At 67.8% G+C, this 26,559-nt stretch carries 17 protein-coding genes; 11 read left to right on the top strand and 6 right to left on the bottom strand.

What is annotated here, in order from left to right; genetic code table 11:
• Positions 1-366 precede the first annotated feature (366 nt).
• Both ABJI51_RS21785 and ABJI51_RS21790 read left to right on the top strand, forming a co-directional pair.
• Positions 367-2,154 (top strand): ATP-dependent nuclease, encoded by a 1,788-nt coding sequence (locus ABJI51_RS21785; RefSeq protein WP_348953523.1) that lies wholly within the window; start codon positions 367-369, stop codon positions 2,152-2,154.
• A 9-nt stretch (positions 2,155-2,163) separates the two neighbouring features.
• Positions 2,164-3,942 (top strand): ATP-dependent helicase, encoded by a 1,779-nt coding sequence (locus ABJI51_RS21790; protein ID WP_348953077.1) that lies wholly within the window; start codon positions 2,164-2,166, stop codon positions 3,940-3,942.
• Between the two features lie 5 nt (positions 3,943-3,947).
• On the opposite strand, the gene ABJI51_RS21795 is transcribed toward ABJI51_RS21790, so the two are convergent.
• Complete coding sequence (locus ABJI51_RS21795) at positions 3,948-4,316, bottom strand: NUDIX hydrolase (protein WP_431605650.1); 369 nt, start codon at positions 4,314-4,316, stop codon at positions 3,948-3,950.
• On the opposite strand from ABJI51_RS21795, the gene ABJI51_RS21800 reads away from it, so the two are divergent.
• A complete protein-coding gene (locus ABJI51_RS21800; RefSeq protein ID WP_348953078.1) occupies positions 4,303-4,461 on the top strand; it encodes an AMED_5909 family protein in 159 nt (52 codons plus the stop codon). The two genes, ABJI51_RS21795 and ABJI51_RS21800, sit on opposite strands and share 14 nt — an antisense overlap.
• A gap of 149 nt (positions 4,462-4,610) precedes the next feature.
• On the opposite strand, the gene ABJI51_RS21805 is transcribed toward ABJI51_RS21800, so the two are convergent.
• The 3 genes from ABJI51_RS21805 to ABJI51_RS21815 form a co-directional block, all read right to left on the bottom strand.
• The gene (locus ABJI51_RS21805; protein ID WP_348953079.1) at positions 4,611-5,816 is read right to left on the bottom strand and encodes an acyl-CoA dehydrogenase family protein; all 1,206 of its coding nucleotides are present in this window, start codon (positions 5,814-5,816) and stop codon (positions 4,611-4,613) included.
• Positions 5,817-5,839: 23 nt separating this feature from the next.
• The gene (locus tag ABJI51_RS21810; protein ID WP_348953525.1) at positions 5,840-7,135 is read right to left on the bottom strand and encodes an acyl-CoA dehydrogenase family protein; all 1,296 of its coding nucleotides are present in this window, start codon (positions 7,133-7,135) and stop codon (positions 5,840-5,842) included.
• A gap of 100 nt (positions 7,136-7,235) precedes the next feature.
• Entirely contained in the window at positions 7,236-8,441 is a 1,206-nt protein-coding gene (locus ABJI51_RS21815) for a low temperature requirement protein A (RefSeq protein WP_348953080.1), read from the bottom strand.
• Between the two features lie 117 nt (positions 8,442-8,558).
• On the opposite strand from ABJI51_RS21815, the gene ABJI51_RS21820 reads away from it, so the two are divergent.
• The 4 genes from ABJI51_RS21820 (at position 8,559) to fxsT (ABJI51_RS21835) (ending at position 16,514) form a co-directional block, all read left to right on the top strand.
• A complete protein-coding gene (locus ABJI51_RS21820) occupies positions 8,559-9,482 on the top strand; it encodes an effector-associated domain 2-containing protein (protein ID WP_348953081.1) in 924 nt (307 codons plus the stop codon).
• Positions 9,483-9,576: 94 nt separating this feature from the next.
• Positions 9,577-11,064, top strand: coding sequence for a VMAP-C domain-containing protein (locus tag ABJI51_RS21825; RefSeq protein WP_348953082.1), 1,488 nt, complete (start codon positions 9,577-9,579; stop codon positions 11,062-11,064).
• A complete protein-coding gene (locus ABJI51_RS21830) occupies positions 11,042-12,100 on the top strand; it encodes an AAA family ATPase (protein ID WP_348953084.1) in 1,059 nt (352 codons plus the stop codon). The genes ABJI51_RS21825 and ABJI51_RS21830 overlap by 23 nt, the downstream gene beginning before the upstream one ends.
• Before the next feature lies 1 nt (position 12,101).
• On the top strand, positions 12,102-16,514 hold the full coding sequence (gene fxsT / locus ABJI51_RS21835; RefSeq protein WP_348953086.1) for an FxSxx-COOH system tetratricopeptide repeat protein: 4,413 nt from the start codon (positions 12,102-12,104) through the stop codon (positions 16,512-16,514).
• A 4-nt stretch (positions 16,515-16,518) separates the two neighbouring features.
• Here the strand turns inward: fxsT (ABJI51_RS21835) and ABJI51_RS21840 are convergent, their stop codons facing one another.
• Complete coding sequence (locus tag ABJI51_RS21840) at positions 16,519-18,327, bottom strand: HEXXH motif domain-containing protein (RefSeq protein WP_348953087.1); 1,809 nt, start codon at positions 18,325-18,327, stop codon at positions 16,519-16,521.
• A gap of 2 nt (positions 18,328-18,329) precedes the next feature.
• Positions 18,330-18,524, bottom strand: coding sequence for a hypothetical protein (locus tag ABJI51_RS21845; RefSeq protein ID WP_348953089.1), 195 nt, complete (start codon positions 18,522-18,524; stop codon positions 18,330-18,332).
• Positions 18,525-18,769: 245 nt separating this feature from the next.
• Here ABJI51_RS21845 and ABJI51_RS21850 point away from each other — a divergent pair, with 245 nt between their 5' ends.
• From ABJI51_RS21850 to fxsT (ABJI51_RS21865), 4 genes are read left to right on the top strand one after another with little or no spacing between them, the layout of a single operon-like run.
• A complete protein-coding gene (locus ABJI51_RS21850) occupies positions 18,770-19,600 on the top strand; it encodes an effector-associated domain 2-containing protein (RefSeq protein WP_348953091.1) in 831 nt (276 codons plus the stop codon).
• A 38-nt stretch (positions 19,601-19,638) separates the two neighbouring features.
• Positions 19,639-21,252 carry a VMAP-C domain-containing protein gene (locus tag ABJI51_RS21855; RefSeq protein ID WP_348953092.1) on the top strand — a complete coding sequence of 538 codons (1,614 nt, stop codon included), beginning with the start codon at positions 19,639-19,641 and terminating at the stop codon, positions 21,250-21,252.
• A complete protein-coding gene (locus ABJI51_RS21860; protein ID WP_348953094.1) occupies positions 21,230-22,276 on the top strand; it encodes an AAA family ATPase in 1,047 nt (348 codons plus the stop codon). Before ABJI51_RS21855 ends, ABJI51_RS21860 begins: the two co-directional genes overlap by 23 nt.
• Before the next feature lies 1 nt (position 22,277).
• Positions 22,278-26,555: an FxSxx-COOH system tetratricopeptide repeat protein gene (fxsT, locus tag ABJI51_RS21865; RefSeq protein WP_348953095.1), complete on the top strand. Its 4,278-nt coding sequence runs from the start codon at positions 22,278-22,280 to the stop codon at positions 26,553-26,555.
• Positions 26,556-26,559: the final 4 nt, after the last annotated feature.

The raw sequence follows: 26,559 nt of genomic DNA on the forward strand, positions 1-26,559 counted from the left end.
TTGACCCGGCACCACCGGCCGTTGTCACGATCAGGCGTCGGGATGGAGGCGCTCGCGACGGTGCGTAACGGAGATCGAGTCACGAGCGACCCGCATGTCACCACCGCTCGTAGCTCGTTGAGGAGGCCGGGATGGGGCAGGGGACTCGTGTGCCGCCGCCGCGCGGCGCTGCGTCAGGCGACCCGCTGGCGGCCCCACCGCCCGGCCGGCGGGCGAAGCGGAGCGGCAGCCCGCCGTGTCGGAAGCGGATGCGGCCGCCCAGGCGAGTGGCTACGTAGGCGACCGGCGCGCCGTCTCGTCGGCGCGCCCTCGATCCCATAGAGTCAAGTTCGGCAACAGCTCCAGAAACGGTATCGAGGCGTGAGTATGCCAAACCATGACAGTGATAAGAACTTTGCGCCTGTCTACGTTGAAAAGTTGACCGTCCGCAATTTTCGAGGTATTGGCGAGTGCGTGCTCGACCTTGAACCTGGTCTGACTATCATTGTTGGCCGAAACAACGCCGGTAAGTCTCGCTTGCTCAGGGCCCTTGCCATAGTGCTCGGGGCAACCGGCGCTACTCGAGATGATCTAACAATTGATAGTCTCGAAGAAGCAACTATAGATGTCGTCATAGCTCCTCGCGTGAAGACGGGAGAAGAGTCAGTTTTTAGCCTGCAAGTGGGCCAAAGATTGTCGCTGCTGGTGCAGAGCATCAGCGAGGATCCCATAGTTGAACGAGTCGCATGGCGAGCAATAATCAAGCCGTCCCGCGAAGGGATGGGTGTTCGGACTGATTATGCTGCCCTAATTTTCGATCAGAACAGTGGAACTTGGGAATCATTGGGGAATCCCAGATCGCTAACAGGACGCGAACGCTCTATCGTTGCGGCAGATCTCGTGGAAACTAGGCGGGATTTGGCTGATGAGTTTACCCGAAGAAACTCGCCGATTAGTCGTATTCTAGATGATCTCGAAATAGTCTCAGGAGATCGTCAAGATCTAAGTGACGAGCTGAGGATTCTCGGTGAGAAGATAATGCAATCGAGTGGATCCTTGGCTGCTCTTAAAGAGTCGCTATCCGTGTTGGCTGGTTCAATCGACGAGATCGGGTATCCCGAACTGCACGCATTGCCGACGAGACTTGAGGAGCTTGCCCGAAGTGTTTCTATCAGCTTGAATAGTGGTCTTGGCGATTATCCTCTCCGGCTACATGGTTCAGGAGCGCGCAGTCTCGCGTCAATCCAAGTTCAGTCTGTCCTGTATGACCGGCGACTTGGACGAGATGGACCTACCTTGTTGCCGCATCCTGTGAGCTTGATCGAGGAACCTGAAGTTCATCTGCATCCCCAAGCTCAGTTTGAACTTCATGAGTTGCTCAACAGTATGCGAGGTCAAGTTGTGACCAGCTCTCACTCGGCCCACCTCGTTTCCGTGGCTGAGCCCAGCGCTTTGCGTGTGCTGCAAACTTCGCCGGCCGGCGCGAAGGTTGTCGACTTTAAACCCGGAAAAGTAGGTGACAGTCATAGGCATCGTGCGCTGAACCCTCAGCTTCATTTGGACGAGATGGAAAAGATTCGCCGATTAATAGAGCGACCGTTCGGCGAGTTGATTTTCGCATCGGCTATTGTTATTGGCGACGGTGCAACTGAGCGCGCGCTGCTCCCGCCGCTAATCAGAAAGGCGCTGAAAGGTCGATCGCACGGCATATGTGTCGTGGATCCAGGTAGTATGGAGGGAGATTATGCAACAGCGGTCGTAAAATTTGCGTGCCTGATCGGCGTTCCCTGGTTCCTGTTTAGCGATTCTGATACTGCAGGTAAGGGTGCAGTTAAGCGGATCATGGAGCAGTATGCAAGCGATGGCCAAGGTCACGTAATTTGGGTTCCGGATGAGAGTTCCGAGTATGAAAAAGGTGCTGCGACAGAAAAGATGCTCGTCGACTTCGATCGCGAGCTGTGCGAGCGAGCGTGTGAGCCGTTAGGCTACAAAGGTAATGGTGATGTTCAAACGTTCATGCAGAGAAAGAAGGGCGTCGTTGGCCGCCTGGTTGCTCTCGAACTTGCAAAAGCCGGCACGTATTTGGTTGGGCAAGAATCCGACGGATCTCAACCCTGGCCGCGCGCTATATGTCAGTTAATCGACATGCTGGATGCGGTGCTTCCGAAGCGTTAGGAGTAGAGGGTGGCGGACGTCGGTATCCGACTAAGCGAGGCGCAGCAGGCGATAGTGGATAGTCCGGAAAAGGCTATCGTCGTCTCCGCTGGAGCTGGAAGCGGAAAGACTGAGGTCGTCTCGCATCGAATCGAACGGATTTTGCGTGATTCGAGTGAAGAAGATTTTCGAATTCTTGCCGTGTCGTATACGGTGCGAGCTGCAGATGCGTTACGTAGTCGTCTAGAGAAGCGTCTGGGAGGACTGCATCGAAGGGTTGACGCGGAGACAATTCACAGTTTCTGTCTGAACCTGCTTCGACAGTTTGGTACCCGGATCGGTTTGCCGGCCGACCCGGAGATCTTAACTAGAGACGAAGATCGCATTGAGTTGCTCCAATATTGGCTCGCGGAGCGAGGGCAATCTTATGCAGGTGACCTTAGCTCTGTTCTTATAGAACTCGACTCAGCGCGTGCTGCAAGAAGGTCGACGGAGTATCTTGACTTGTGGAGGGATGCTCTGGAGAGTCGCGGGGCGGTCGACTATCCGGCAATCCTAGATAAGGCTTTAGAGCTTCTTGATAGTTCTTGGATGAGACGGCACATGCGGCGGACCTATGGTCAGGTGGTTGTCGATGAGGCTCAGAACTTGACACCCGCTCAGTACGCTGTGTTATGTTCACTTATTGGAGTTCCGGATTCAAACTATATCGACGCGATGCTCGTCGGGGATGAACGTCAATCAATCGTTGGTTTCGCCGGTGCGGACCCAGAATTGATGAATCGATTTGAGCGTGAGTACCATGCTCGACGATTTAGCTTGAACGAGAACTATCGATCGGCGCGTAAAATCGTGGAAGTTGCCGCTAGGGTTGCTGATCGATTAGCGATTAAACCAAGTGTTGACGATACTGTGGAGTTTGCGGCGAGCGGGTCGGTCAACTTTTTCGAAGCTGAGGACGAAGTAAAAGAAGGAAGTTTTGTTGCTGATTGGGTAAAGCGCTTAATAGAGCAGGGGATCGATGAAGGAGCCGCTGCGCCTGGCGAATCGCGCGGAGTTCATCCCGAAGAAATTGCCGTTATGGGACGTACTGCCGCTAGTCTTCGCTTCGTGAAGAGTGCCCTATCTGAGCGTGGTATCGAATGGGTAGAAGGAAGTGCAGAAGACGACTGGCTTGAGTCTCAGCCTGCAAGAGTTGTTGTCGCGCTAATCAACTTTCTTAGTTCTCCAAGTCATCGATCGGCTCGTAGGCAGCTGGCGGACGCAGTAGATGTCACTAGTGAGTCGTCGGATGGTCCTGGTGACCTTCTGGCGAAATCGGCTAGTCCTGAGATGCAAGCACTGTTGCCGCTTGTGGACTCACATAATGTCGACGAGTTCTTTGTACGCCTTCGCGCGCTGGATATAAAGAATATCGCTTGGCGCTCGGATTTGGCGCAATTAGAGGAAGCGTGGTCTCGATTCTCTGATTCTACTGATGAGGCTGGTAGGACGTATAGCAATTTTCGAGCTCACATTACTCGTCATCAGAGAGGTGACATTCAAAAGCCGGGTGTTCGTGTGATAACCATTCACAAGGCGCAAGGTCGAGAATTCAAGGCTGTCGCTCTTGTTGCGTGTAATGAAGGTCAAATTCCGGATTTTCGAGCGAGAGAAGTCGAAGCAGTAAAGGCTGAGATGCGCGCTTTTTACGTCGCTCTCTCGCGGGCGACTCGGCAGATCTTGCTAACGCGGGCGAAGACTCGCATGACCAATTATGGTTCGCGCCGAACCCAGCCGTCTCAGTTTCTTGCGATAGTAAGGATCTGACGGTTCTAGGTGAACTGTACAATGTCGCTATTGGATAGACCGTGTTGAATGCGGGTTCTGATCGATGGATGTATCTGAAGTCCGTCTAGCTCGGTCGGCTCAGTCCAGAGTGCTTCCTTGCTTTCGTCGCTGATTCGGAGAGAGTTGCTTCTCGGCTTTGCTTTAAAGCAGATTGAAAACTCTTGGCGGACCTCCCCGTCGTCGTAGGCGATGACGTGCTTGGGGTCTGAGTACAGGCCGATCACTCCCGTAACCTCGCACTCGATTCCCGTCTCTTCGCGGACCTCCCGGACTGCCGCTTCGGCCAGTGTTTCGCCGAGCTCAAGCTGGCCTCCTGGGATCGAGTACAGGTCGTTGTCCGTGCGCCTGATCATCAAGATCCGGCCTTGGGCGTCAAAGGCCGTCGCGGATGTCGACCGGGGTCACCACCACGAGGCGCTGTACTGGGCCGGATATGAGGAACGGAAAGCGGGTGAGATCTCGGCGGAACTCCATGCGGAAGAAGCGCCTGCTGAGTAGTTGATGTAGACGAGCGAAAACTCAGCAGTAGTAGCGAAATACACGCCTTGACGTGCAACGATGAAGCAGGCTGCGGTGTTCGGACGGCCTGCCCGGCCGCAGCGCCCCAAGAAGGGCAAGCGACCGGGCGGCTTTCCGTTACGTCACAACTACTTCAGCTCAGCCGAGGTCTTCCCGAGGATCCGGCGAGCCACGATCAGCTGCTGAATCTGCTGAGTCCCCTCGAAGATGTCCAGAATCTTCGCGTCCCGAGCCCACTTCTCGAGCAGCGACTCCTCCCCATAAGCCCCAGTGAGTTCGACGCACTTAAGAGCGATGTCGACGACCGAACGACCCGCCTTGGCCTTCGCCATCGACGCCTGCAGGGAGTTCGGCTTGCGGTTGTCGGCCATCCACGCCGATTCCAAGGTCAGCAGGTACGCCGACTCGTAATCCGACTCCAGCCGGAGGAACTCCGCCGCCGCAGCAGACTGGGCGTTTGCCGGGCGGTCGTAATCGATGGAAATGCCCGCTTCCGTGAGGATCCGGCGCGTCTCGTCCAACGCCGCGCGGGCCACGCCGATCGCCATCGCCGCCACCAGAGGGCGGGTGTTGTCGAACGTCTGCATGACGCCCGCGAAACCCTTGGCCGTGTCGATCTCCGGGGAGCCCAGCAGGTTTTCGCGGGGCACGCGGCAGTTCTCGAAACGCAGCACCGCCGTGTCCGAAGCGCGGATCCCCAGCTTGTGCTCGACGCGCACCACCTCGAAGCCCGGGGTGCCCTTCTCCACCACGAACGACTTGATCGCCGCGCGGCCCTTGGACTTGTCCAGGGTTGCCCACACGACCACCGCGTCGGCGCGCTCGCCCGAGGTCACGAAGATCTTCTCGCCGTTGAGGATGTAGTGGTCGCCGTCGAGGCGGGCCGTTGCCGTGATTGCCGCCGAGTCCGAGCCGCAGGATGGCTCGGTGATCGCCATCGCCGCCCACATGCCGGAGAAACGCTCCAGCTGCTCGTCGGTTGCCACCGAGCTGATCGCCGCGTTGCCGAGACCCTGGCGGGGCATCGACAGCAGCAGACCCACGTCGCCCCAGCACATCTCGATCGTGCCGAGGACCACGTTGAGGTTGGCGCCGTTGCGGTTGCCCTTGGCCGAATCGTCGGACTTCGACCGGCGGACACCCGCCGCGCCCGCGCCGCCCTCGCCGGAGGAATTGAGGCCGTCCAGCAGCGCCGCGAACATGTCCAGCTCGGTCGGGTACGTGTGCTCCGCGCGGTCGTACTTGCGCGAGATCGGCCGGAACACCTCGGCCGCGGCCTGGTACGCCTGGTTGATCAGCGCGCCGGCCTTCTTGGGAACTTCCAGGTTGATCATGATCCGAAGCCTTTCTCGAAGCCCTAGAGAAGGACGGCGCCTTCCATGACGCCGATGGCGCGCAGGTCCCGGTACCAGCGCTCGACCGGGTGCTCCTTGACGAAGCCGTGCCCGCCGAGCAGCTGCACGCCCGCGCTGCCGATCTGCATGCCCTTGTCCACGGCCAGCTTCCGCGCCAGCGCGACCTCGCGGGCGAACGGCTTGCCCTGCTCGGCCCGCGCCGCGGCGCGCAGCGTGACCAGCCGCAGCCCCTCCAGCTCGATCGCGATGTCGGCCACCGAGAACGCCACCGCCTGCCGGTGGCTGATCGGCTCGCCGAACGCGGTCCGCTCGTTGACGTAAGGCACGACGTAGTCGAGGACGGCCTTCGCGGTGCCGGCGGCCAGCGCCGCCCAGCCGAGCCGCGAAAGCCGGACGAGATCGGTGAAAACGTCGAGCTTGCCGCCGCCGAGCAGCGAACCCGCGGGCACCGAGACACCCGAAAGGTGCAGCTTGCCGGTCGCGGCGCCGCGCAGGCCCATCGCCGGCTCGGCCTCGATGGACACCCCCGCGGTCGACGACTCGACGAGGAACAGCGCCGGGCCGCGGCCTTCGAGGTCGGCCGACACGATGAACAGCTCGGCCGCGGCCGCCCGCGGCACCAGCGACTTCACGCCGTCGAGCTGGTAACCCTTCGGGGTCCGCCGCGCCTTCGTGGCGGGCTTGAACGGGTCGTACAGCGCTTTCTGCTCCTGCAGTGCCAGCGCGGCGGCGGGGACGTTCTCGCCGGTGAACGCGGGCAGGTAGTCGGCCTGCTGCTGCTCGTCGCCCCAGGCGACCAGCGCGGTGCTCACCGCGGACGGCGCGAGGACCGCCACGGCCAGGCCGAGATCGCCGTGCGCAAGCGCTTCCGCGACGAGGGCGTTGGTGACGACCGACCGCTCGGTGCCGACGCCGCCCAGCTCCTCGGGGATGCCGATCAGGCTGATGCCCAGCTCGGCGGCCCGGCTCAGCAGCCCCTCGGGTGCTTCGAGCTTGGCGTCGGCGTCCGCGGCGGCCGGGCGCAGCTGCTCGGCCGCGAACTCCGTCACCGTCTCGACGATGAGCTGCTGGTCCTCGGTCGGCGTGAGGTCGAACAACCCGGTGTCGGCGGCCGGCGCGAGCCGGGCGGGCTTGCCCAGCTTCTGCACCGACTTGAACGACCGGGTCGCCGCGCCCGCGACGCGGAAGCCGTTGCGGGTTCCCGCGGTGACCAGGTCCTCGAGGGGCTTGCGCAGCCCCGCGCGGTCGACGACCTTGCTCCCGGCCAGCCGGGTCAGCGCGGAAAGGCCCCAGCCCATCGCGTCCCGTTTCCTTGGCGCAGCCATGTGGCCCTCCATCCCGTTACCTACTCGCGAGTAGGTTAACCCGGGATCCGGCCGGACGCCAGTGTGGGGTCACTTACGGGTGCTGTGTGTGCACCTGCCTGCGCCATTCGGCGAACCGGACCCGTTCGAAGGTGATCAACGCGAGCACGGTCGCGGCGGCGAGCAGGAGCAGCACCGCGGCAGGCACGTGTTCCAGCAGCGGGGTCGCCGCGACCACCAGCACGCCCAGCACGAGCCGCTGGACGTTCCAGCTGCCGAGGTTGCGCTTGCGCAGCGCGCTCAGCGTGACGAGGTAGAGCGCGAGACCGCCGGTCAGCGTCCAGATCGGCACGCCGTGCAGTGCTTCGCCGGGCGTGTGGTGCTCGGTGTCGGCGATGCACAGGAACGCCTTCTTCAGGCCGAGCGCGACCAGCACGATGCCGGCGATCAGCGGCAGGTGCAGGAAGGTGTAGGAGTCGGTGGCGAGCTTCGCGCGCTCGACCCCGCTCGCCTGGGTCAGCCGGTGCTCGGACACGCGCGCGACGACGTCGAAGTACGTCCACCACATTCCCGCGGCCAGCGCGAGCCCGCACACGGCGGCACCGGCGACCAGCCACGACATCGGCAGCGCCCCGATCCCGATGCCGATCGCGACGATCGACTCGCCCAGCGCGATGATCACGATCAGCCCGAACCGCTCGGCGAAGTGCGCGGGCGAGTTCAGCCGCCAGCCCTCCGGGCCGGTCAGGTAGACGTTCACGTAGTCGACGAGAAGCGCGGCAATCCACAACCCCAGCTGCCACGGCCCGGTCAGGAACGCGGCCACGCCGAGCAGGACGACACTCGGCAGCAGCCCGACGAACATCTTCAGCAGCACCCGCCGCAGCCCGGGATCGTGCTGCGCGGCGCCGAGGTAGGCGGCCAGGTGCAGCAGCCGCACGAGCGCGTAGCAGACGACGAACAGCACCGGCGCGTACAGGCCGCCAGGGTGGTCGACGAAGGCCTCGGGAATGGTCAGCGACACCAGGAACATCACGGCCATCGCGCCGAACATGGCCAGCCGCGCGATCCCGTGGTCGACGTGGATGGTGTTGCCGAGCCACGCGTAGCTGCACCAGCACCACCACAGGACGGCGAGCATCGCCAGCCCCTGCCCGACCCCGGCCGGGCTCAGGTGGTCGGCCATCAGCTGGGTGGTCTGGGTGATGGCGTAGACGAAGACCAGGTCGAAGAACAGTTCGATGGTCGAAACGCGGTGGTCCTCATCCGCGCTCACCAGGTGCAGGCGTCTCGTGGGCACGCCGAATTATGGACGAAACACCGGCGGCGCAAACCGGTTTTGTCGCAAAGCCCTGCGCGAACATGGCCCGGGCTGCATGGGTCTGGGACAATGAGCCCGGGACGTGGGGAGGGTGTGGTGGTTTCTTATCCAGCCGCGCAGCACCGGACGATCATGGCCGTGGACGTCGCCGGGTACAACAACCCGAGCCGGACCATGGCGCACCTGCGCGAAGTACACGACGGCCTGTGGCGGGTCCTGCGCACGTCGTTCGCCGAAACGGGCATCCCGTGGGACGTCTGTTTCGTGGAGAACACCGGCGACGGGGCGATGATCCTGCTGCCGCCGGAGGTCGGCAAGGCGGACCTGGTCGCCGAGCTCCCCGCCCGGATGCACGCCGAGCTGCGCCGCCACAACCACGTGCACGCGGCGCAGGCCCGGATCGACCTCCGGCTGGCCCTGCACGCGGGCGAGGTCGCCAAGGGCAGTCACGGTTCGATCAGCAAGGCGGTGAGCGCCACGTTCCGGCTGCTCGAAGCCCCGGCGGCGAAGGCGGCGCAGAAGGAGTCGGCCGCCGACCTCGCGCTGATCACCTCAGAGCTGCTGTACGAGGACGTCGTCCGCCAGGACCCGGCCGCCGAGCCGCAGGCGTACCGGCGGATCGAGGTGAAGGTGAAGCCGGGCGAGCACCCCGCCTGGGCGTGGCTGCGGCTGCTGGGCGGCACCGACTCCGCCGAGGTGGCCGTGCCCCAGACTCGGGTCCCCGCCGACCCGCTCCCGTTCACCGCGCTGGTCGAGGCGCTGCTGGCGATCACGTGCGTGCGGAACGCGGAAAGCCGCCGTCTCCTGCTGGAAATGTTTTCCCGGCGCGAAATCGCCGAAGCGGTGCCGCACCAGGCGGAAGACCGGCTGCACGTGATCGAACTGGCGCGCACGTGCGAACGCTACGACGGCGGCCTGGAGGAACTGCTCGCGACCGTGCGGTTGCTCGATCCGATGTCGCCGCAGGTGCAGCGGCTCGGTGCGGTGATCGCGAGCCGTTCCGCGCACGGAGTTCGTTGACAGTTGTCCGACTTTTGCCCCTTTTCCCGGTGTACCGGATAGGTAGACTCGCGATCTTCGGGGGCACTTCGCGGGGGCGGGAGGTGGTGCGCCGATGTCGGCAAGGCAAGGGCGTCCCCCCATCGGCATCGCGGTCCGCCGCAAGCTCGTGGACGTGCTCGTGGTGGCGGGATTCGCCGACGACAAGTCGATCCGCACCCTGATGGTCTCCGAACTGCGGAGAGCGCTGGACAATCCGTTCACGGTTCCGGATCAGCTCGCCCCGCGCGCGCAGCTGATCGAAATCGTCAACAGCTGCAGCGGGATCGACGACGGCCTGCCGGCACTGGCCGACGTGCTGGAGTTTCTCCGCCCGGGGACGAAGGAATGCGCGCAGTTCCGCACTCTGGTGGATTCCCTTCCGTTGCGGGACGTGGTATCGGAAGCCGAACAGGAACGGTTCCGCAGCCGCCTCGAAGGATTCGCGCCACCCGGGTTGCGCGCGGCCGTCCGCCGCGCCGCCCGGCACGTCGTCCCGGTGCCCCAGTACACCGACGCCGCCGACGCCTTCGCCGGCCTCGCGGATTTCAACGCCGCGCCAGGGGAGCTGCCGCCCGTGGTGGCCTTCGCCGAGCTGATCGCCGCCGAATGCGACGACGAGCTGGCGGCGCAGCTGCGGAAATGGTCCGAGGGACAGGCGCACCGGCTGAGACTCGACAAAGCGCTGCGCGAACTGCGTGCCCATGTCACGCCGTCGGCGTCCGGGCGGCTGCACCTGACGATCATGATCAGCCCCGACCCCGTCGAGGAGGACCGCTACGAAATCTCGCACTGGCGGCAGGACGATCCGGCCGAATGGCCGCCGCCGCGCGGGGAAACGGTGGTGACCACGGCGCCGGAGCTGGAACTCCAGGTGGCGAAAGTGATCTCCGCGGCGGAGGAGGCGTGGTCGGAAACCGACGCGGAAGTCGTGCTCGAGTTCGTGCTTCCGCGGGTGCTGCTGGGCCTTCCGGTGCACAGCTGGAGCACGGAGCGTGACTTCGGGGAGCCGCAACCGCTGTACCTGACCTATCCGACCGTCATTCGTTCACTGGAACGGATGAGTTCCCGTCGTTCGCATCGCGTTTGGCGGCGGCGGTGGGCGTCCTGGAGCCGGGAACCCTCGTTCGAACGAGTGTATTTCTGCGACCGCTGCGACACCGAAGATCGGCATCGCCTCGACGCGATTCTCAGCGACGAGCGCTGGCTCATGACCGTCTTGACGGAGAGCCCGCCCCCGACCCCGGTTTCCGATCGTGACGAGTTTTTCGCCGCATTGCGGGCGGGCTTGCCCGTCATCGTCTGGCACCCTACGGTCTCTTCGGAAACCGTGCGCGAGATGGTAACGTGGTTGGCCGACACCGGCGATTTGGGGAATTTGCCGGCGCTGACCCGGAAGCACCGGATCGACGCGCTGCGAAATCGGTCGTCGTCCGCGGAGGGCGGCATCGTAGGGGATCTGGTGGTGCTATGGGACGACCCGGACCGGATGCTCCCCCTCGGCGACGGCGGAACCGGCCCGGTCGGGGAAGGGGGCGCCGATGAGCGCGACCGAGCTTCCTGAGCGCACACCGGAGTGGTGGATCTACCGCGGCACCGGGCATCCCCTGCAGGACACCTACCTGGCCGACCGGCTGCCCCCGCCGCCGCCGTGGCGCGACTTCCGGCGTGACGGCGAGCAGCTGGCCGCCGACCTGCCGCAGGACGACGGCGAGATCGAGCGGCGACTGGGTGCCGAGCTGAACTTCACCGCGGGCGGCCCCGACCGTGCCGAGCTCGACATGGTCAACGCCGCGCTGTACCTGCGCCGTCCGCTGCTGGTGACCGGGAAACCCGGGTGCGGCAAGTCGAGCCTGGCCTACCGGATCGCCCGCGAGCTGCGGCTCGGCCGGGTGCTGCGCTGGCCGGTCACTTCGCAGACCACGCTGAGGTCCGGGCTGTACGACTACGACGCCATCGGCCGCGTCCAGGCGTCGGCCGCGCGCACCGCCGCCGCGGGCGAAAGCGGTGCGGAAGAGCCGCCCATCGGCGACTTCGTCCGGCTGGGCGAGCTGGGTACCGCGTTCCTGCCCCGCCGGCTGCCCCGCGTCCTGCTGGTGGACGAGCTGGACAAGGCCGAATCCGACCTGCCGCACGACCTGCTGTCGATCTTCGAGGACGGCGAGTTCCTCGTCCCCGAGCTGGCGCGCGACGCCCGGCGGTCGCCGGTGGCGGAGGTGTTCACCGCCGACCCCGGCCACACCGCGCGGATCGAGAACGGCGTCGTCCGATGCTCGGCGTTCCCGGTCGTCGTCATCACCAGCAACGGCGAGCGGGACTTCCCGCCGGCGTTCCTGCGCCGCTGCCTGCGGCTGGAGATGAAGGATCCCGGCCCGGAGCAGCTCGCCGCGATCGTGGCGGCGCACGCACTCGACCCGCAGCACCGGGCGGTGCTGATCGAGGACTTCGTCGCCCGGCGCGCGGCACTCGGCGGGCTGCCCGCCGACAAGCTGCTCGACGCGATCTTCCTGGCCACCTCCGGTGCCTACCAGCCCGGCGACCCCGGCTGGCCGGGCCTGGTCGAGGCACTCTGGCAGCAGCTGACCCAGCAGGGCCACTGAAATGCCGGGCACCCCGGGGCCGCCCGGCGACCACGACCTGACGCCGGACGAGGTCGCCGACGGGTTGTGGCTGATGGCGGCCATCGCGGCGAACTCCGCCGGGGAACCGCCCGCGGAGCCTCCAGCCCGCGCCGAGCCGCCCCAAACCGCGCGGGTGGATCCTCGTCCGATGGAAGAACGCGAGCGTCCCGGCGACCGGCGGCCGCCCCCGGACCCGTCGCCGTCCGTCGCGCCGTCCGGCCGGGCCGAGTCCCGCAACGGCTGCGCGACCGCGGGAGCGGGCGGCCTGCTCGGCGCGTCCGGTGAGCCGGCGGTGCCCGTGGCCGCCTCGCCGTTGCCCGACATCGGACGGCTCGTGCGTGCTTTCCGTGCGTTCAAGCGGAAGGTCCCGTCGGAACGGCTGGCCGACGTCGAGCTCGACGAGGAGCGGACCGCCGAGGCCAGCGCGGAACACGGGACCTGGATTCCGGTCACCCGGCGCACCCGCGTGCCGTGGCTGCACCTGACGCTGGTGGTGGAGCAGGCGCCGTCCATGGCGCTGTGGGCGCCGACCGTCGCCGCGTTCGTCGCGCTGTGCCAGCGACGGCTCGGCATCTTCCGCTCGGTCCAGGTGCGGCTGCTGGAAACGGGCAAGGCCGCCCGCGCCGAGGGCGGCGTGGTGCTGGGGCCGGTCCTGCGCGGCGGGACACCGGAAAGCCCGGTCCGGGGTGCCGGCGAGCCGGTCGACTCGTCCGGGCGGCGGCTGATGCTCGTCCTGACGGACGGGATCGGCGACGCCTGGCGGTCGGAGCTGGTGCAGCCGCTGCTCGCCCGGTGGGGGCGCAAGGTGCCGGTCGCGGTCGTGCACCTGCTGCCGCGGCGGCTGTGGGCGCGCGGCGGCGTCGACGCGCAGAACGCCGAGATCACGACCAGGGGTGCGGTGCGGCCCAACGACTCCTACCGGGTGCGCCTGACCGACCTGCTGTTCGACGACCCGGAACACGCGGACCTGACCGGGGATTCGGTCGCGGTGCCCGTGCTCGAACTGGAGGAGCGGTGGTTCCGCAGGTGGGCCGAGGTCGTCACCGGTCCGGCGGGCGAGCCGAGAAAATGCCCGGTCATGGTCATCCGGGATCGGCAGCCGGGATTGTCACCCGATTCGGGGAGCATTTCCCGGCCGCGAAAGAATGAGGTGACCGCACAGGACCGGGTGAGGGACTTTCACAGCCAGGCGTCGCCTTCGGCATTCCGGCTGGCCACGCTGCTGGCGGCGGTTCCGGTGGATATCGACGTCGCCGCGGCGGTGCAGGCGGAGATGCTTCCGGAGTCGGGTCCCGACCACCTCGTGGAGGTGTTCACGAGCGGTTTGCTGGAACACGACGGAACCGAACCGTGGGACCCGGCGGCCCGCTGGGAATTCTCCGGGCAGACGCGAAGAGTGCTGCTCAGCGGCGCGCGCCGGTCGGACACCGCGCTCGCGGTCCGCGCGGCGTCCCGGCGCGCGGGCGGGCAGAACGAAGTGCTGGCCCGGCTGCAGGCGGCACTGGTGGACCCGGACTCGACCCCCGACCCCGAACCGGAGACGGCGACGAGTGCGGACATCGCGCTCGAACGTGACGTGATGAGTGCGCTCTCCGGTCCTTATCTCTCGAGAGCGGACAGACTCGGTAAACTCTCGAAGACCCCCGGGCGGCTGGATCGAGTAAGTACCGATATCGTGGCGCCGGTGAGCGCCACGATGCCCCGCGATGTCGAGCAATCTGATCTCCCCGGCAAATCCGCTGCCGCCGGACACCAGAGCCGCGATCCGGAACATCATGCCCCGGCGGGGAAAGCGGAACCCGCCGTCGCGGAAAAAGCGCACGTGGTCGCCAGTGTGGGTGCCTCGACCGCCCGTCAAGTACGACGTTCGGGTGAAGAAGTACCCCCGATCTGGGGTTCCATTCCGCCGCCGAATCCCAATTTCACCGGCCGCGGCGAACTGCTGGCCCAGCTGGGCGAACGGCTGGGAGCGGGCACCACCGCCGTCCTGCCCGCGACCCTGCACGGCATGGGCGGCATCGGCAAGACGCAGATGGCCACCGAGTACATCTACCGCCACCTGCAGGACTACGACATCGTCTGGTGGATCCAGGCGACCCGGCCGACGCAGATCCACGCGTCGCTCACCGAACTGGCCCAGCACCTCCGGCTGCCGGGCGCCGACGAAGCCAACACGGCGGTGCCCGCGGTCAAGGAGGCTTTGCGCCTCGGCCGCCCGTACCGGCGGTGGCTGCTGGTCTTCGACTCGGCAGAGGACCCCGAGATGGTCCGTCCGTTCTTCCCGGTCGGCGGTCCCGGCGACATCCTGGTGACCTCCCGCAACCCGAACTGGGCGGGCGTGGCACGCCCGCTGGAGGTCGCGGTCTTCGAGCGCGGCGAAAGCAAGACGCTGCTGAGCAAGCGCGGCCCGCAGCTCGACGACGCGGACGCCGACCGCATCGCCGAGAAGCTGGGCGACCTGCCGCTGGCCATCGAGCAGGCCGCGGCATGGCTGGCGGAGACGGGCATGTCGGCCCGGGAGTACCTGGAGCTGTTCGACGAGAAGGTCGCGGAAATCCTCGACACGTCGAACCCCCAGGACTACGAGACCTCGGTCGCCGCGGCGTGGAACGTCTCGTTCGACCAGCTGAGCGTGAGCAACCCGGCGGCCCACCAGCTGCTGCAGGTGTGTGCGTTCTTCGCCCCCGAACCGGTGTCCCGCAGCATCTTCACCGGCGTCCGCGAGACGACGATCTCGCCCCAGCTCGACGCGGCCCTGCGCGACCCGATCAAGCTCAGCCGCGCCATCCGCGACATCAACCGCTTCGGCCTCGCGAAGATCGACCACCGCACCGACACGATCCTGCTGCACCGCCTGGTCCAGCTGGTCCTGCGCAACCGCATGACCGAGCAGACCCGCCGCGACATGCGCCACGGCGCCCACAAGCTGCTGGCCAACCTCGACCCCAACGGCCCGGACTCGCCCCGGCAGTGGCAGCGCTACCAGGAAGTCCTGCCGCACATCTACGACGCCGAGCTGATCGAGTGCACGGACCAGTGGGTCCGCCTGCTGGTGATCAACCTGATGAAGTTCCTCTACCACTGGGGCGACCACGACGGCGCGGTCACCTTGGCGGAGCGGGCGGTCCAGACGTGGGAGCGAGACCGGCTGGAACGGCAGCGCAAGGGCGAGGCTCCCGTCGAGGACCCGCCGTTGCAGGAACTCCAGGCGTCCGAGCGGCTGGCGTTCTTCCAGTGGACCGTCGGGCGCTACGCCGAAGCGGCGCAGATCAGCAAGCGGACCTTCGAGCGTTACCGTGAGTCGATCGGGGCCGACGAGGAGGAGACCCTCAACGCCGCCCTCACCTACGCAGCCGTCCTCAAGGCAAGGGGCGACTTCACCGAAGCCGTGCAGCGCAACGAGGAGATCTACGTCAAGGCCCGCGGTCTGTTCGGTGGGGACGACCCGATCACGTTGCAGGCGGCCAACGACTACGTCGCGGCACTGCTGCTGGCCGGCGACTACCGGCAGGCGGACGAACTGGCCGCCGACACGTACAACCGGCGCGTCGAGATCTTCGGCTACGACAACGCATCGACCGTCACCACCCAGGTCCTGATGGTGATCGCCCGGCGCGAGCTGGGCGAGTACCCGTGGGCCCGGATCGAGCAACAGCAGATCACCCAGCGGGTCGAGCAGTTCTACGGCGAAAACAGCGTCAGCACCCTGCGCCGCAAGTACCACCTTTCGGTCGCCTGCCGGAAGGACGGCGACCACGAGACCGCCCGCGCGATCTCCGAGGACGCCCTCCGCCGGTTCAGGATCCGCTACGGCGACAAGCATCCGAACGCGCTGGCCTGCGCCCTCGGCTACTCGATCGACCTGCGGCACGCCCAGGAGTTCACCAGGGCCCGGGAGGCCGGTGAGGAGGTCTTCGACCTCTACCGCGAAAGCCTCGGGGAAAACCATCCGCACACTCTCTCGGCGGCGCTCGACCTGGGGGTCACCATGCGGCTGTCCGGCGACCCGTCGGGCGCGCGTGCCCTGGACGAACGGTCACTGGAGGGTTTCCGGCTGCAGCTGGGCGAAGACCATCCCCACACGATCGTCTGCGCGATCGACGTCGCGAGCGACCTTGCCGCGCTGGACCGCGTCGAAGAAGCTGCGGAGCGCGACGCCGAGCTGCTCGAGCGCTCCCGGCGGGTCCTCGGCGAGAACCACCCGACGACGCTGGCGGTCCAGCTCAACTGGTCGCTCGACCTCCGGGCGCTGGGCCGGGCCGAGGAGGCGGACGAACTCTACGAGGACGTCATGAACCGCTACCGGCACGTCCTGGGCGAAGCCCACCCCGGCACGGTGGCGGCGTCGCGCGGGGTCCGCGCCGACTGCGACATCGACCCGATGCCGCTGTAACCGCTCAGTGGGTGAACCGGCCGATCCACCCCGCAACGGTTTCGATCGTGGGCGGGGGATCGCCGTTCGTGCGCAGCTCCCGGTGCACGGCCCGGACCAGTTCCGGGCGGTGCAGCAACGCCCGGGCCGCCGGTCCGGTCCCGCGGGCCGTCAGGGCGAGGCCGAGACCGACGAACGCGGCGGGGTTGTCGGGGTCGGCCGCCAGCAGGCTCCGATAGCCGTCCACCGCGGCCTCGATCCGGCCGGAGACCAGCGCCAGGTCCGCGGCGGTCACGTCCGGGACGGTGGGACCCTGCGCCAGGAAGGCCTCGCGATCGCGGCCGAGGCGGAGCCGGATCAGGTCGGTTCTGGCGTCGGTCCACCCGCCGTCCGGGATCGGTGTCGGAGTGTGCGGCTCACGGAGTTCGCGGGGCTCGGGCCACGCGTCGCCGCGATGCCACGCCTGCACGAGCGCCGCAACGGTACCGGTGTCCGGACGCAGGTGACGCAGGCGCCAGGTCGCGTAATGATCGGCTGCCGCCGTCGTGGCCCACAGGCCCGGTGCGGCGGCCACCGGCTCCTCGTGCCACGCGGCCGACTCGGCCGCGACACCGCCGAGGAACCGGTGTCCGGCCGGGGTCAGGCTGTCGTCCTCGCGCACCGCGGCCAGCGTGCGCCGGACCGCGGCCCGCCACAACGCGAACTCGAAGGAAGCCAGGTCGTTGCCGGGTTCGGCGGCGGCAAGGGCACGCCAGAACGCGGTCACACCGAAGAAGGCGTAAATCCCGTGCAGTACCCCGCCGATCGGCCGCGGATCGTCGCGCCACGGCACGTACCACCGCTCACGCGGATCGTCGACGTGCAGAGCGGTCAGATGCTGGACGCCGCCGAGCCGGATGTGGTGGAACTCGTGGACGAGCGCGGCGGCGAGCTGCTCGGGATCGTCGCTGTAGGCGACGACGGCGCTGCCGAAGGCTTCGCCCGTCGACGCGCTGGGCAGCCGGAACGCGACAGCCGGTGCGGGCACCAGTGATTCGAGGCTCCAGGGCAGCACCTCCGCCACGCCCGGCAGGTGAACGGTGAGCAGCCGCCAGGCGTCGTCGACGACCGTCCGCCACGACTCGACCTCCAGCGCGGTGAGCCGCCGCGGCGGGATCGGTTCGTAGAGCCCGCGGTAGGGGTCGAGATCGTCGAGCCGGATCGAAAGCTCGCGCTCTTCGTGCCGGCTCGTGACGCGGCGGATCGGCTGCCAGCCGGCGGTTTCGGTGCTCAGCTCGCCGGGCAGGCGGACCTCGGCCTGCCGGTGCCGGACGACGATCCGGCCGTCCTGCGCGGACACCTGCGCCACGCCGTGCGCATCACCGGCGCGGAAGCGGACCATGCCGAGCGTCGGCAGGGACACGTTTCCCCGCCAGACCGGCAGTTCCGCCTCGAAGCTCACTCCCGCCCGGACGGCGGCGGCCGCGGCGAGGCAGTGCACGTGCCCGAGATGGACCCAGAACGGGCAGACACCGGAGATGTCCTGGCTGATCAACCGGGTGGTGTAGCCGGCCCAGGTGCCGGTATAGGGATGGGCGAGGATCGTTTCGACCGCGGCAGGCGCCCGTTGCTGAATTCCGGCCAGGAGTTCCCACGCCGATTCGGGCGAGGGGAGCGGGCCGGAAACGTCCGCCGATTTGGCTGCCTGATCGATGATTCCGCGCAGCAGGAGAAGCCGACGGCTGCGTTCGGCCGCCCGGAGCCGCCGCACCGGGCCGGGACCCCCACCACCACGCGCGATTGCGTCGAAATCCGCCCACGGCAGCCGATGGGGAACCAGCTCGTCGGAAGTCATGGTCAGTCGACCCGTTTCGCTCCTCCGGTCCCGCTTGCCGTCACCGGTATGTGCGCGACGCGTTCCACCGCATGCCGTAGCGATTCGTGCAACCGGCGGCCGTCGAGGGTGCGCAATCTGGTGAGCGAGACGCCGCCGAGGTCGAGGAGCCCGGATTCGATTCCCGTGTCCGTGCCGGAACGAGCAGCCTGCATCACGCTTTCCCCTTTCGCAGGGAGAACGGACCCCGTCGGCCCGGGCCCATTGTCCCGCATTCCGGGCGGTTTCGACAGGGACCGGCGCCGTGTGCCGTCCGGACGACGCGGACTGCGCCGTTCGCCGGGGTGGTTCGTCCGCGTGAGTGTGCCGTCGGCGCGGTGACCTGTGACAATGACGAGTGCCGAGAACTCCGGGAGGTCCGGTGTCCAGGGACTCGTTCACGCACTCCGAGACGATTATGGCGATGGCCCTCGTCGATCACCACCGTCCCCGGCGCGCGGCACACCACCTCGTCCTGCGCGACGGGGTTCGGAGGGCGCTTGGCACCTGCTTCCCGAAAGCCGACATCGAAGAGGACGCGGGTGGCAGCGCGGTGATCCGGCTTCCGGCTCGCCTGGTGCCGGCGGCGCAGCTCGCCCGGGTACTCGAAGGCGTACTTGCCGAGTTGTGGCGCTACAACGCCCCGCGCGGCGGAGAAACGCACGTGCAACTGCGCCTGGCCCTCCATACGCGATGGCCCGTTCGTGACAGGCCTGTCTCAGGCAGCGACGCGACCGGGTTCGTGTTCCGGCTGCTGGAGGCGACCGAAGCGGAGAACGCACTGAAACAGCCGGGTGTGGCGGGGGCACTGATCGTGTCGGAGACGTTCTACGAACATGTCGTGTGTGCCGGCTCGGCGGACGCCGGCTCGTACCGCTGCATTCGCGTTTCCGCCGGAACAAGAGAAGCGAACGCATGGCTGCGCTTGCTCGGCGCGGCCGTCACCGGCACGACGGTCCGCGAATTGCCGTCTCCCACGGCCGGACCGGCATTTCCGGCGTTGGTCGAGGCCCTGCTGGCGGTGCCCTGCGTCCGTGGCGCGGAAAGCCGCAGGCTGCTGCTGGAGCTTTTCCCGCGGCGGGAAATCGCGGACGTCGTTCCCTATCACGCCGAAGACCGGCTGCACGTGATCGCGCTGGCCAGGACGTGCCGCCGGTTCACCCGCGGGCTCGCCGACCTGCTGGACGTGATCAAGGTGCTCGACCCGGAATCGCCTCAGGTCGCGGCCCTTGCCGCGCTCATCGACGGGCAGTGAAGCCGGGCCGCGGGCCGGTTGTCCTGTTACGCGCTGCTGTGTCCATCTTTTGCCCGCTATTGCATGGGGGCTCGCTGGGTAAAATCACGATTCCCGGGCTCCCGGGCGGGGAGGTGGTTCGTCAGGTGTCGACCGGAGAACGAACCCACGGCCCGGGCCGCGAGCTGCACCTCACGTCGACGGTTCGCGTGGCGGTCCGGGAGGCGATCGTCAACGTGCTCGCCGACGCCGGGCTGGCCACCGACCGGCCGAGCCGGTCGCTGATGGTGGACCTGATCCACGACAACCTCGGTTTCCCGCTGGCCCTTTCCGAACACGCGACCGGGCGGGACCAGCTGATCGACGTCGTCAACGCCTGCGCCAAGGCGGACGGGGGAATGCAGGCACTCGACCGCGCCGTCCGCATGCTGCGGCCGGGTTCCCCGGAATCCGAGCGCCTGCACCGGCTCGTGGACGAACCGCGGATGCACGACCTCCTGCCGGATTCCGAACTGCTCTGGCTGCGGTCCGTTCTGGCCGGTTCCACCCCGCCTCGGCTGGGTGCGCTCTTCCGGCGGGCGGCGAGCCCGGCGGCCTGCCCGCCCGGTGAGCCGGGCGATGCCTGGGCAGCGTTCTGCCTGCTGACCGAGCTCAACACGCCCTCGCACGGGCTGCCGCCCGCCTTGGCCTTCGTCGAGCTCGTGGCCGCCGAGTGCGCGCAACCGCTCGGCGACGAGCTGCGGAAGTGGAACACCTGCCAGGCCCGCCGGGTACAGGGCGAGGAGCGGCTGCGGGAGCTGCGCGTGGAACGGGACCGCGGCGGCGGCCGCCTGCGCCTGCACCTGGTGATCATGGTGGAGGTGGACGGGATCGATCCCGACCGGCACTTCGTTTCCCATTGGCGGCAGGAAGATCCGCAGGAGTGGCCGCCTGCCCGCGGCGGGATCGCCACCATCCGCGGGGACGAGCTCGAACACCATGTCGACCGCCTGATCGTCGACGCCGAACGCGCCTGGTCGGAATACCGTGAGGAAGTGGCACTGGAGTTCGTCCTGCCGCGGGCGCTCGTCAACCTTCCCGTGCACCGGTGGTGCAAGGAACACGAGACCGGAGACCCCCGGCCGTTGTTCCTCGACTACCCGATCGTCATCCGTTCCCTGGAGCGGATGTTCTCGCGGCAGTGGCATCGCGCGTGGCGAATCCGCTGGGAGGCGATGCTCGGCAATCCGACGGTCGAACGGGTGTACTTCTGCCGTCCACAGGACACCGCGGAGCGCCATCGGCTCGACGCGATACTCAGCGACGGGCGATGGCTGGTCATGGTTCTCGCCGGGCCACCGCCGACCCGGCCACGTCCCGGCGAAGACGAGCTGGCGACCGGTTTGCGGACGGGGATCCCCGTCCTGCTCTGGCATCCGGACGCGCCCGCCGAGGTGATGCGGGAGGTCGTCGCCTGGATCATCGGCAGCGGCGGGCTCGGCGATCTCCCGGCCCGCACCCAGGACTCCCGGCGCGCGGCGTTCAGCGATGTGACCGTCCCCGTGGATCTCCGGATCGCCCGCGATCTGGTGATCCTGTGGGACGACCCCACCAGATTGATCTTTCTGGACGATGGCCCCTGCCTGCCGGACGCGACACGGGAGGATTCGGATGAACGAGGAAAAGCGTCCTGAGCCGCCGCCGGACTGGTGGATCTACCGCGGTACCGGCCGGCCACCCGACGACGGTTCGCTCGCCGACCGGCTGCCGCCGCCACCACCGTGGCGGGTCTTCGCCGGCGTGCCGCCCGATGAGGAGGTCGTCCCGCCGGACGAGGGTGAAACGGACCGCCGGCTCGGGGCCGAGCACCGGCTGGCCGTCCGGCACGTCGACGAGCACGAGGTCGACATGGTCAACGCCGCCCTGTACCTGCGCCGTCCACTCCTGGTGACCGGCCGTCCGGGCAGCGGGAAATCCAGCCTGGCGTACCGGATTGCGCGCGAGCTGGGGCTGGGCCGGGTACTGCGGTGGCCGATCACCTCCCGCACCACGCTCAAGGGCGGGCTGTACCACTATGACGCGATCGGCCGCGCCCAGGCGGTCGGCGCGCGGCCGGACTCGGCGGAGGAGCCACCGATCGGGGACTATCTCCGGCTCGGAGAGCTCGGCACGGTCTTCCTGCCCCGCAGGCGGCCGCGGGTGCTGTTGATCGACGAGCTGGACAAGAGCGAGGCCGACCTGCCCAACGATCTGCTCAGCCTGTTCGAGGACGGCGAGTTCCTGATCCCCGAACTGGCGCGGATGCGCAGCCGCACCAGGGAAGTCGAGGTCTTCACGGCCGATCCCGACGGGACGGCCACCGTGGTGGACGGCCGGGTGCGCTGCGCCGCGTTCCCCGTCGTCGTGATCACCAGCAACGGTGACCGCGACTTTCCGCCTGCTTTCCTGCGCCGGTGCCTGCGCTTCGAAACCAAGGACCCGGACATCGACCAGCTCGCGGCCATGGTGGCCGCCCATGCACTCGACCCGGACGATGTCCACCGGTCACGCATCATCGTGGAGTTCCTCAGCCGCAGTGAGGCATACGGTGGCCTGCCGGTCGACAAGCTTCTCGAGGCGATCTTCCTGGCGACATCGGGTGCCTATCGCGAAGCGGGCAAATCGTGGCCGCGTCTGGTGGACGCGTTGTGGCGCCAGTTGAACTCGGTGGTTCCGTGAGATGGCGGACGAGCGGGCCGGTCGCCCGGACGGGGACGAACCACTGTCGTGGCGGGAGGTCGCCGACGCGGTCTGGCTGGCGGCGATGCTGGGGCCGCCGGCGGCGCGGCCGTCCGGCGAGCCCGGCGAGCCGGAACCGCAGGCGCACCCGCGGGAGCCGGAACCACCGGAGGCGCCGCCACACCGGCCGGAGGGCGAGGCTGCACCGCAGGCTGTCACCGGACCTGAGCCGGTCGCCGGGCAGCAGCGTCCTCCGCGCACCTGGACCCGGCGGCGAGACGTCGCCGGGCGAGGAGAGGCCGAGCCTGGAAACGCCCGGGTCTCGAAGTCTCCCGGGATGCGCGGAGAGCCGGACATCCTGCGTGCTCTGCGGCCGCTGAAACAGCTGCGTCCGTCGCAGCTCGAGGATGACGACCTCGAGCTGGACGAGGAGCTGACCGCCGAGCGAGCGGCCGAGACCGGCCTGTGGGTGCCGCTGCTGCAGCCCGCGCCGACGACCCGCGTCCTGGATCTGACCGTGGTCGTCGACGCCGGGGCCTCGATGGCCTTGTGGCGCACGGAAGTGACGGCGTTCCTGAGGTTGGTGCAGCAGCTCGGGGCGTTCCGGACGGTCCGGATCCGGTATCTGGAGACCGAGGCAAGGGCAACGGACGGATCGCTCGCACCGGTGTTGCGCGGCGGTACTCCGGACGCGCCTGAGCACAGTGTGGCGGAGCTCCTGGACTGGTACGGCGGCCGGCTGATGCTCGTTCTGACCGACGGGGTCGCCGAGGCGTGGCGTCGCGACCTCGTGTCACCGCTGCTCGCTCAATGGAGCAGGCGGATGCCGGTCGCTCTGGTGCACCTGCTGCCCCAGCACCTGTGGAAGAAGACCGGCATCCCGCTGCACCGCGCCCTGCTGACCTCGCCGGGGCCGTTCCAGCCGAACCGCCGCTACGGGTTCGACCTGCCGGACGCGTGGATGACGATGGCAGATCCGGAAAAGACGGTCACCGGCGCGGTCCCGGTCCCGATCCTCGAGCTGGACGGCCGCTGGTTCGGGTGGTGGGTCGGGTTCATCTCGCGCCTGGTCGGTGAGGCGGTACCGGGAACGGTCCTGCTTGCGCGTGACCAGCCGATGCCCGAAGAAGGGGACGACGAGGAGCCCGCTTCACCGCTGACGTCGCAGGAACGCGTCCGGCGCTTCCTCGGTGCCGCGACGCCGCCGGCGCTCCGGCTGGCGACACTGCTGGCCGCGGTACCGGTCAGCCTTCCGATCGCGCGGTTCGTCCAGACGCAGCTGGTGCCCGAAGCCGACAGTTCGCACCTCGCCGAGGTACTCACGAGCGGGCTCCTCGGTACGCCCGTCGCGGGAAACTCCGGCGGCGAAGACGCCTCTTTCGACTTCCCGCTGCCGATTCGCGAAGCCCTCCTCGCGGCCGGCCGGCGAGCGGACACCGTCCAGGTGGTTTCCCTGACCGGGCAGCGGTTCGGGGAACAGCATCCGGTGCTGCTGAAGATCACCGACGCGCTGGCCGACCCCGAGCGCGCGGTCCTGCCCGACGAGGCCGCGGACATCTCTCTCGAGCGGGTCGTCATGCGTGCGCTTTCAGGCCCGTATGCGTGGCGTGCCGAGCGGCTCGGGGAACGCGAACGTGAACTCGCCGCGGCGGAAGCCGCGGACGACACCACTGTGGCGGGCGAAGGCGCGGACGGAGCACGCCCGGCGGTGACGGCCGGACCAGGGGTCCCGGACGAACTCGTCGCGGACGTGCGCGAAGAGGCGGCCACCTCGCTGCGCCGGATCCGGCGGATCACCACCGACGCCCCGGTCGTCTGGGGTGCGGTTCCCGCCCGCAACCCGGAGTTCGTCGGCCGCCGTGAACTGCTGGACCGCCTCGGTGCGGCGCTGGAGTCCGCGGGCTGTGCGGTCCTGCACGGGCCCGGCGGACTCGGCAAGACGCAGATCGCGGTCGAGTACATCTACCGGCGGCTCCACGACCTCGATCTCGTGTGGTGGATCAGCGCACCTCAGGAGAGCCAGATCCGGGCGTCGCTGACCGAACTCGCGCGGCAACTGCGGCTGCCGGGCTCGGAAGAGATCGTCACCGCGGTGCCCGCGGTCCTGGCCGCGCTCCGGGCCGGCAAGCCGTACCGCCGCTGGCTGCTCGTCTTCGACGCGGCCGAGCAGCCAGACCTGCTGCAGCCGTTCCTGCCGGTCGACGGACCGGGGCGGATATTGGTCACGTCGCGGGACGCCGACCTCGGCTCCTTCCCGGCGGAGCCGATCACCGTCGGCCGGTTCGCCCGGGCGGAGAGCATCGAGGTTCTGCGCCGCCGGGACGCCGCGCTGGCCGTCCCGGACGCCGATGCCCTGGCGGAGAAACTGGGCGACCTGCCGATCGCGCTGGCCCAGGCGGCGGCGTGGCGTGCCGAGACCGGTATCCCGGTGGCCGAGTACACGCGCCTGTTCGACGAGAAGGTGGCCGAAGTCCTCGTGACGGCGCCGTCGGCATCCGATTACGAGATCTGCGTGGCGGCGGCGTGGAACGTGTCCTTCGACGGGCTTGCGACGCGCAACCCGGCCGCGCACCAGCTGCTCCAGGTGTGCGCGTTCTTCGCCGCCGAACCGATCTCCCGCACCTTGTTCGCCGGCGTGCGAGGCGTGTCGATCGCTCCCGAGCTGGATACCGCGATGCGCAATCCCGTGCTGCTGGACCGGGTGTTCCGGGACATCCACCGGTGCCGGCTGGCGAAGCTGGACCACCGCAGCGGCACCCTGCTCCTGCACCGGCTGGCGCAGCTGGTGCTCCGGGCCCGGATGAGCGACGCGGTCCGGACGGAAATGCAGCACGGCGCGCACCTCCTGCTCGCCAACCTCGATCCGGACGACCCACAGAGCACCCGGCAGTGGCCGCAGTACCAGAAGGTGCTGCCGCATTTCCGGCACGCCGGGCTCATCGACTGCGACGACTCGTGGGCCCGGCGGCTGCTGATCAACCTGATCAAGTTCCTGTACTTCTCCGGCGACCACCTCGGCGCACTCGCACTGGCCCAGGAGGTCGTGGCTGCCTGGACCGAGCGGCACGGGGCCGGGGACGAGCAGACGCTGGCCGCTTCGGAACAACTCGGGTTCGTGCTCTGGGTGCTCGGCCGGTACGAGGCCTCGTCGGAGGTCAGTAGGCGGACGCTGCGGCTGTACCGGGAAACCATGGGGCCGGAGTCCGAAAAAGCGCTCGGGGCGGAGGTCCTCGTCGCGGTCGGGCTGAAGGCCAACGGTGATTTCTTCGCCGCGCGTGACCTCAACCGGCAAACGTACGAGAAGGTCCGCTCGCTGTTCGGAGACGACGACCCGACCGCGCTCGAAGCCGCGCACGACCTGGTCGTCGCGCTGCTGCTCGCCGGGGACTACGAAGAGGCCCGCCGACTCAGCGAGGACACCTACGAGCGCAGGTCCGAGATCTTCGGCTACGACAACTGGAAGACCATCAGCACCCTCAACATCATGATCATCTGCCGCCGCGAACTCGGTGACTACTCGTGGGCGCGGATCGAGCAGGAAAAGGTCGTGGCGAGGATCCGCGGCCTGTTCGGTTCGGGTACCGACGGCGTCATCCGCCGTGACTACCACCTCGCCGTGGCACAGCGCAAAGACGGCTACCACGAAGCTGCTCTCAACCTGTCCGGCAGCGCGCTGGAGCGGTTCCGGCACAAGTACGGGCCGGAACATCCCAATGCGATGGCCTGCGCGCTCGCCCATTCGATCGACCTGCGCAACGCCGGTGAACTGACCGCGTCGCTGGAGCTGGGTAAGCAGGCACTGTCGCTGTACCGGGGCAGTCTCGGCGACCGGCACCCGCACACGCTGACCGTCGAAGCCGACATCGGGGTCACCCTGCGCCTGCTCGGTGATCCGCGGAGCGCGCTGGTGCGGGACGAGCGCGCGCTGACCGGGCTGCGTGACCGGCTGGGACCGGCCCACCCGCACGTGCTGGCCTGTGCGATCAACACGGCGAACGACTGGTTTGCGCTGGGCGACGTCCCGCGGTCACTGAGGATGAACACGGAGACGCTGGCGCGGTTGCGCCGGGTGCTGTCCGAGAGCCACCCCACGACGCTCGCGGCCCGGCTCAACCGGGCACTGGACCTCGCCCGGCTCGGCCGGGTCCGTGAAGCGGTGAGCCAGCACGGGGAAGTGCTCGTCGCGGCCGCCCGGGTCCTGCGGGCCGGACACCCCGCGATCACGGCGGCGGAGGCCGCGGTGCGGGCGGAGTGCGACATCGACCCGACGCCCTTGTAGCCCG

The organism is Amycolatopsis melonis, assembly GCF_040064235.1.
GTDB lineage: Bacteria > Actinomycetota > Actinomycetes > Mycobacteriales > Pseudonocardiaceae > Amycolatopsis > Amycolatopsis melonis.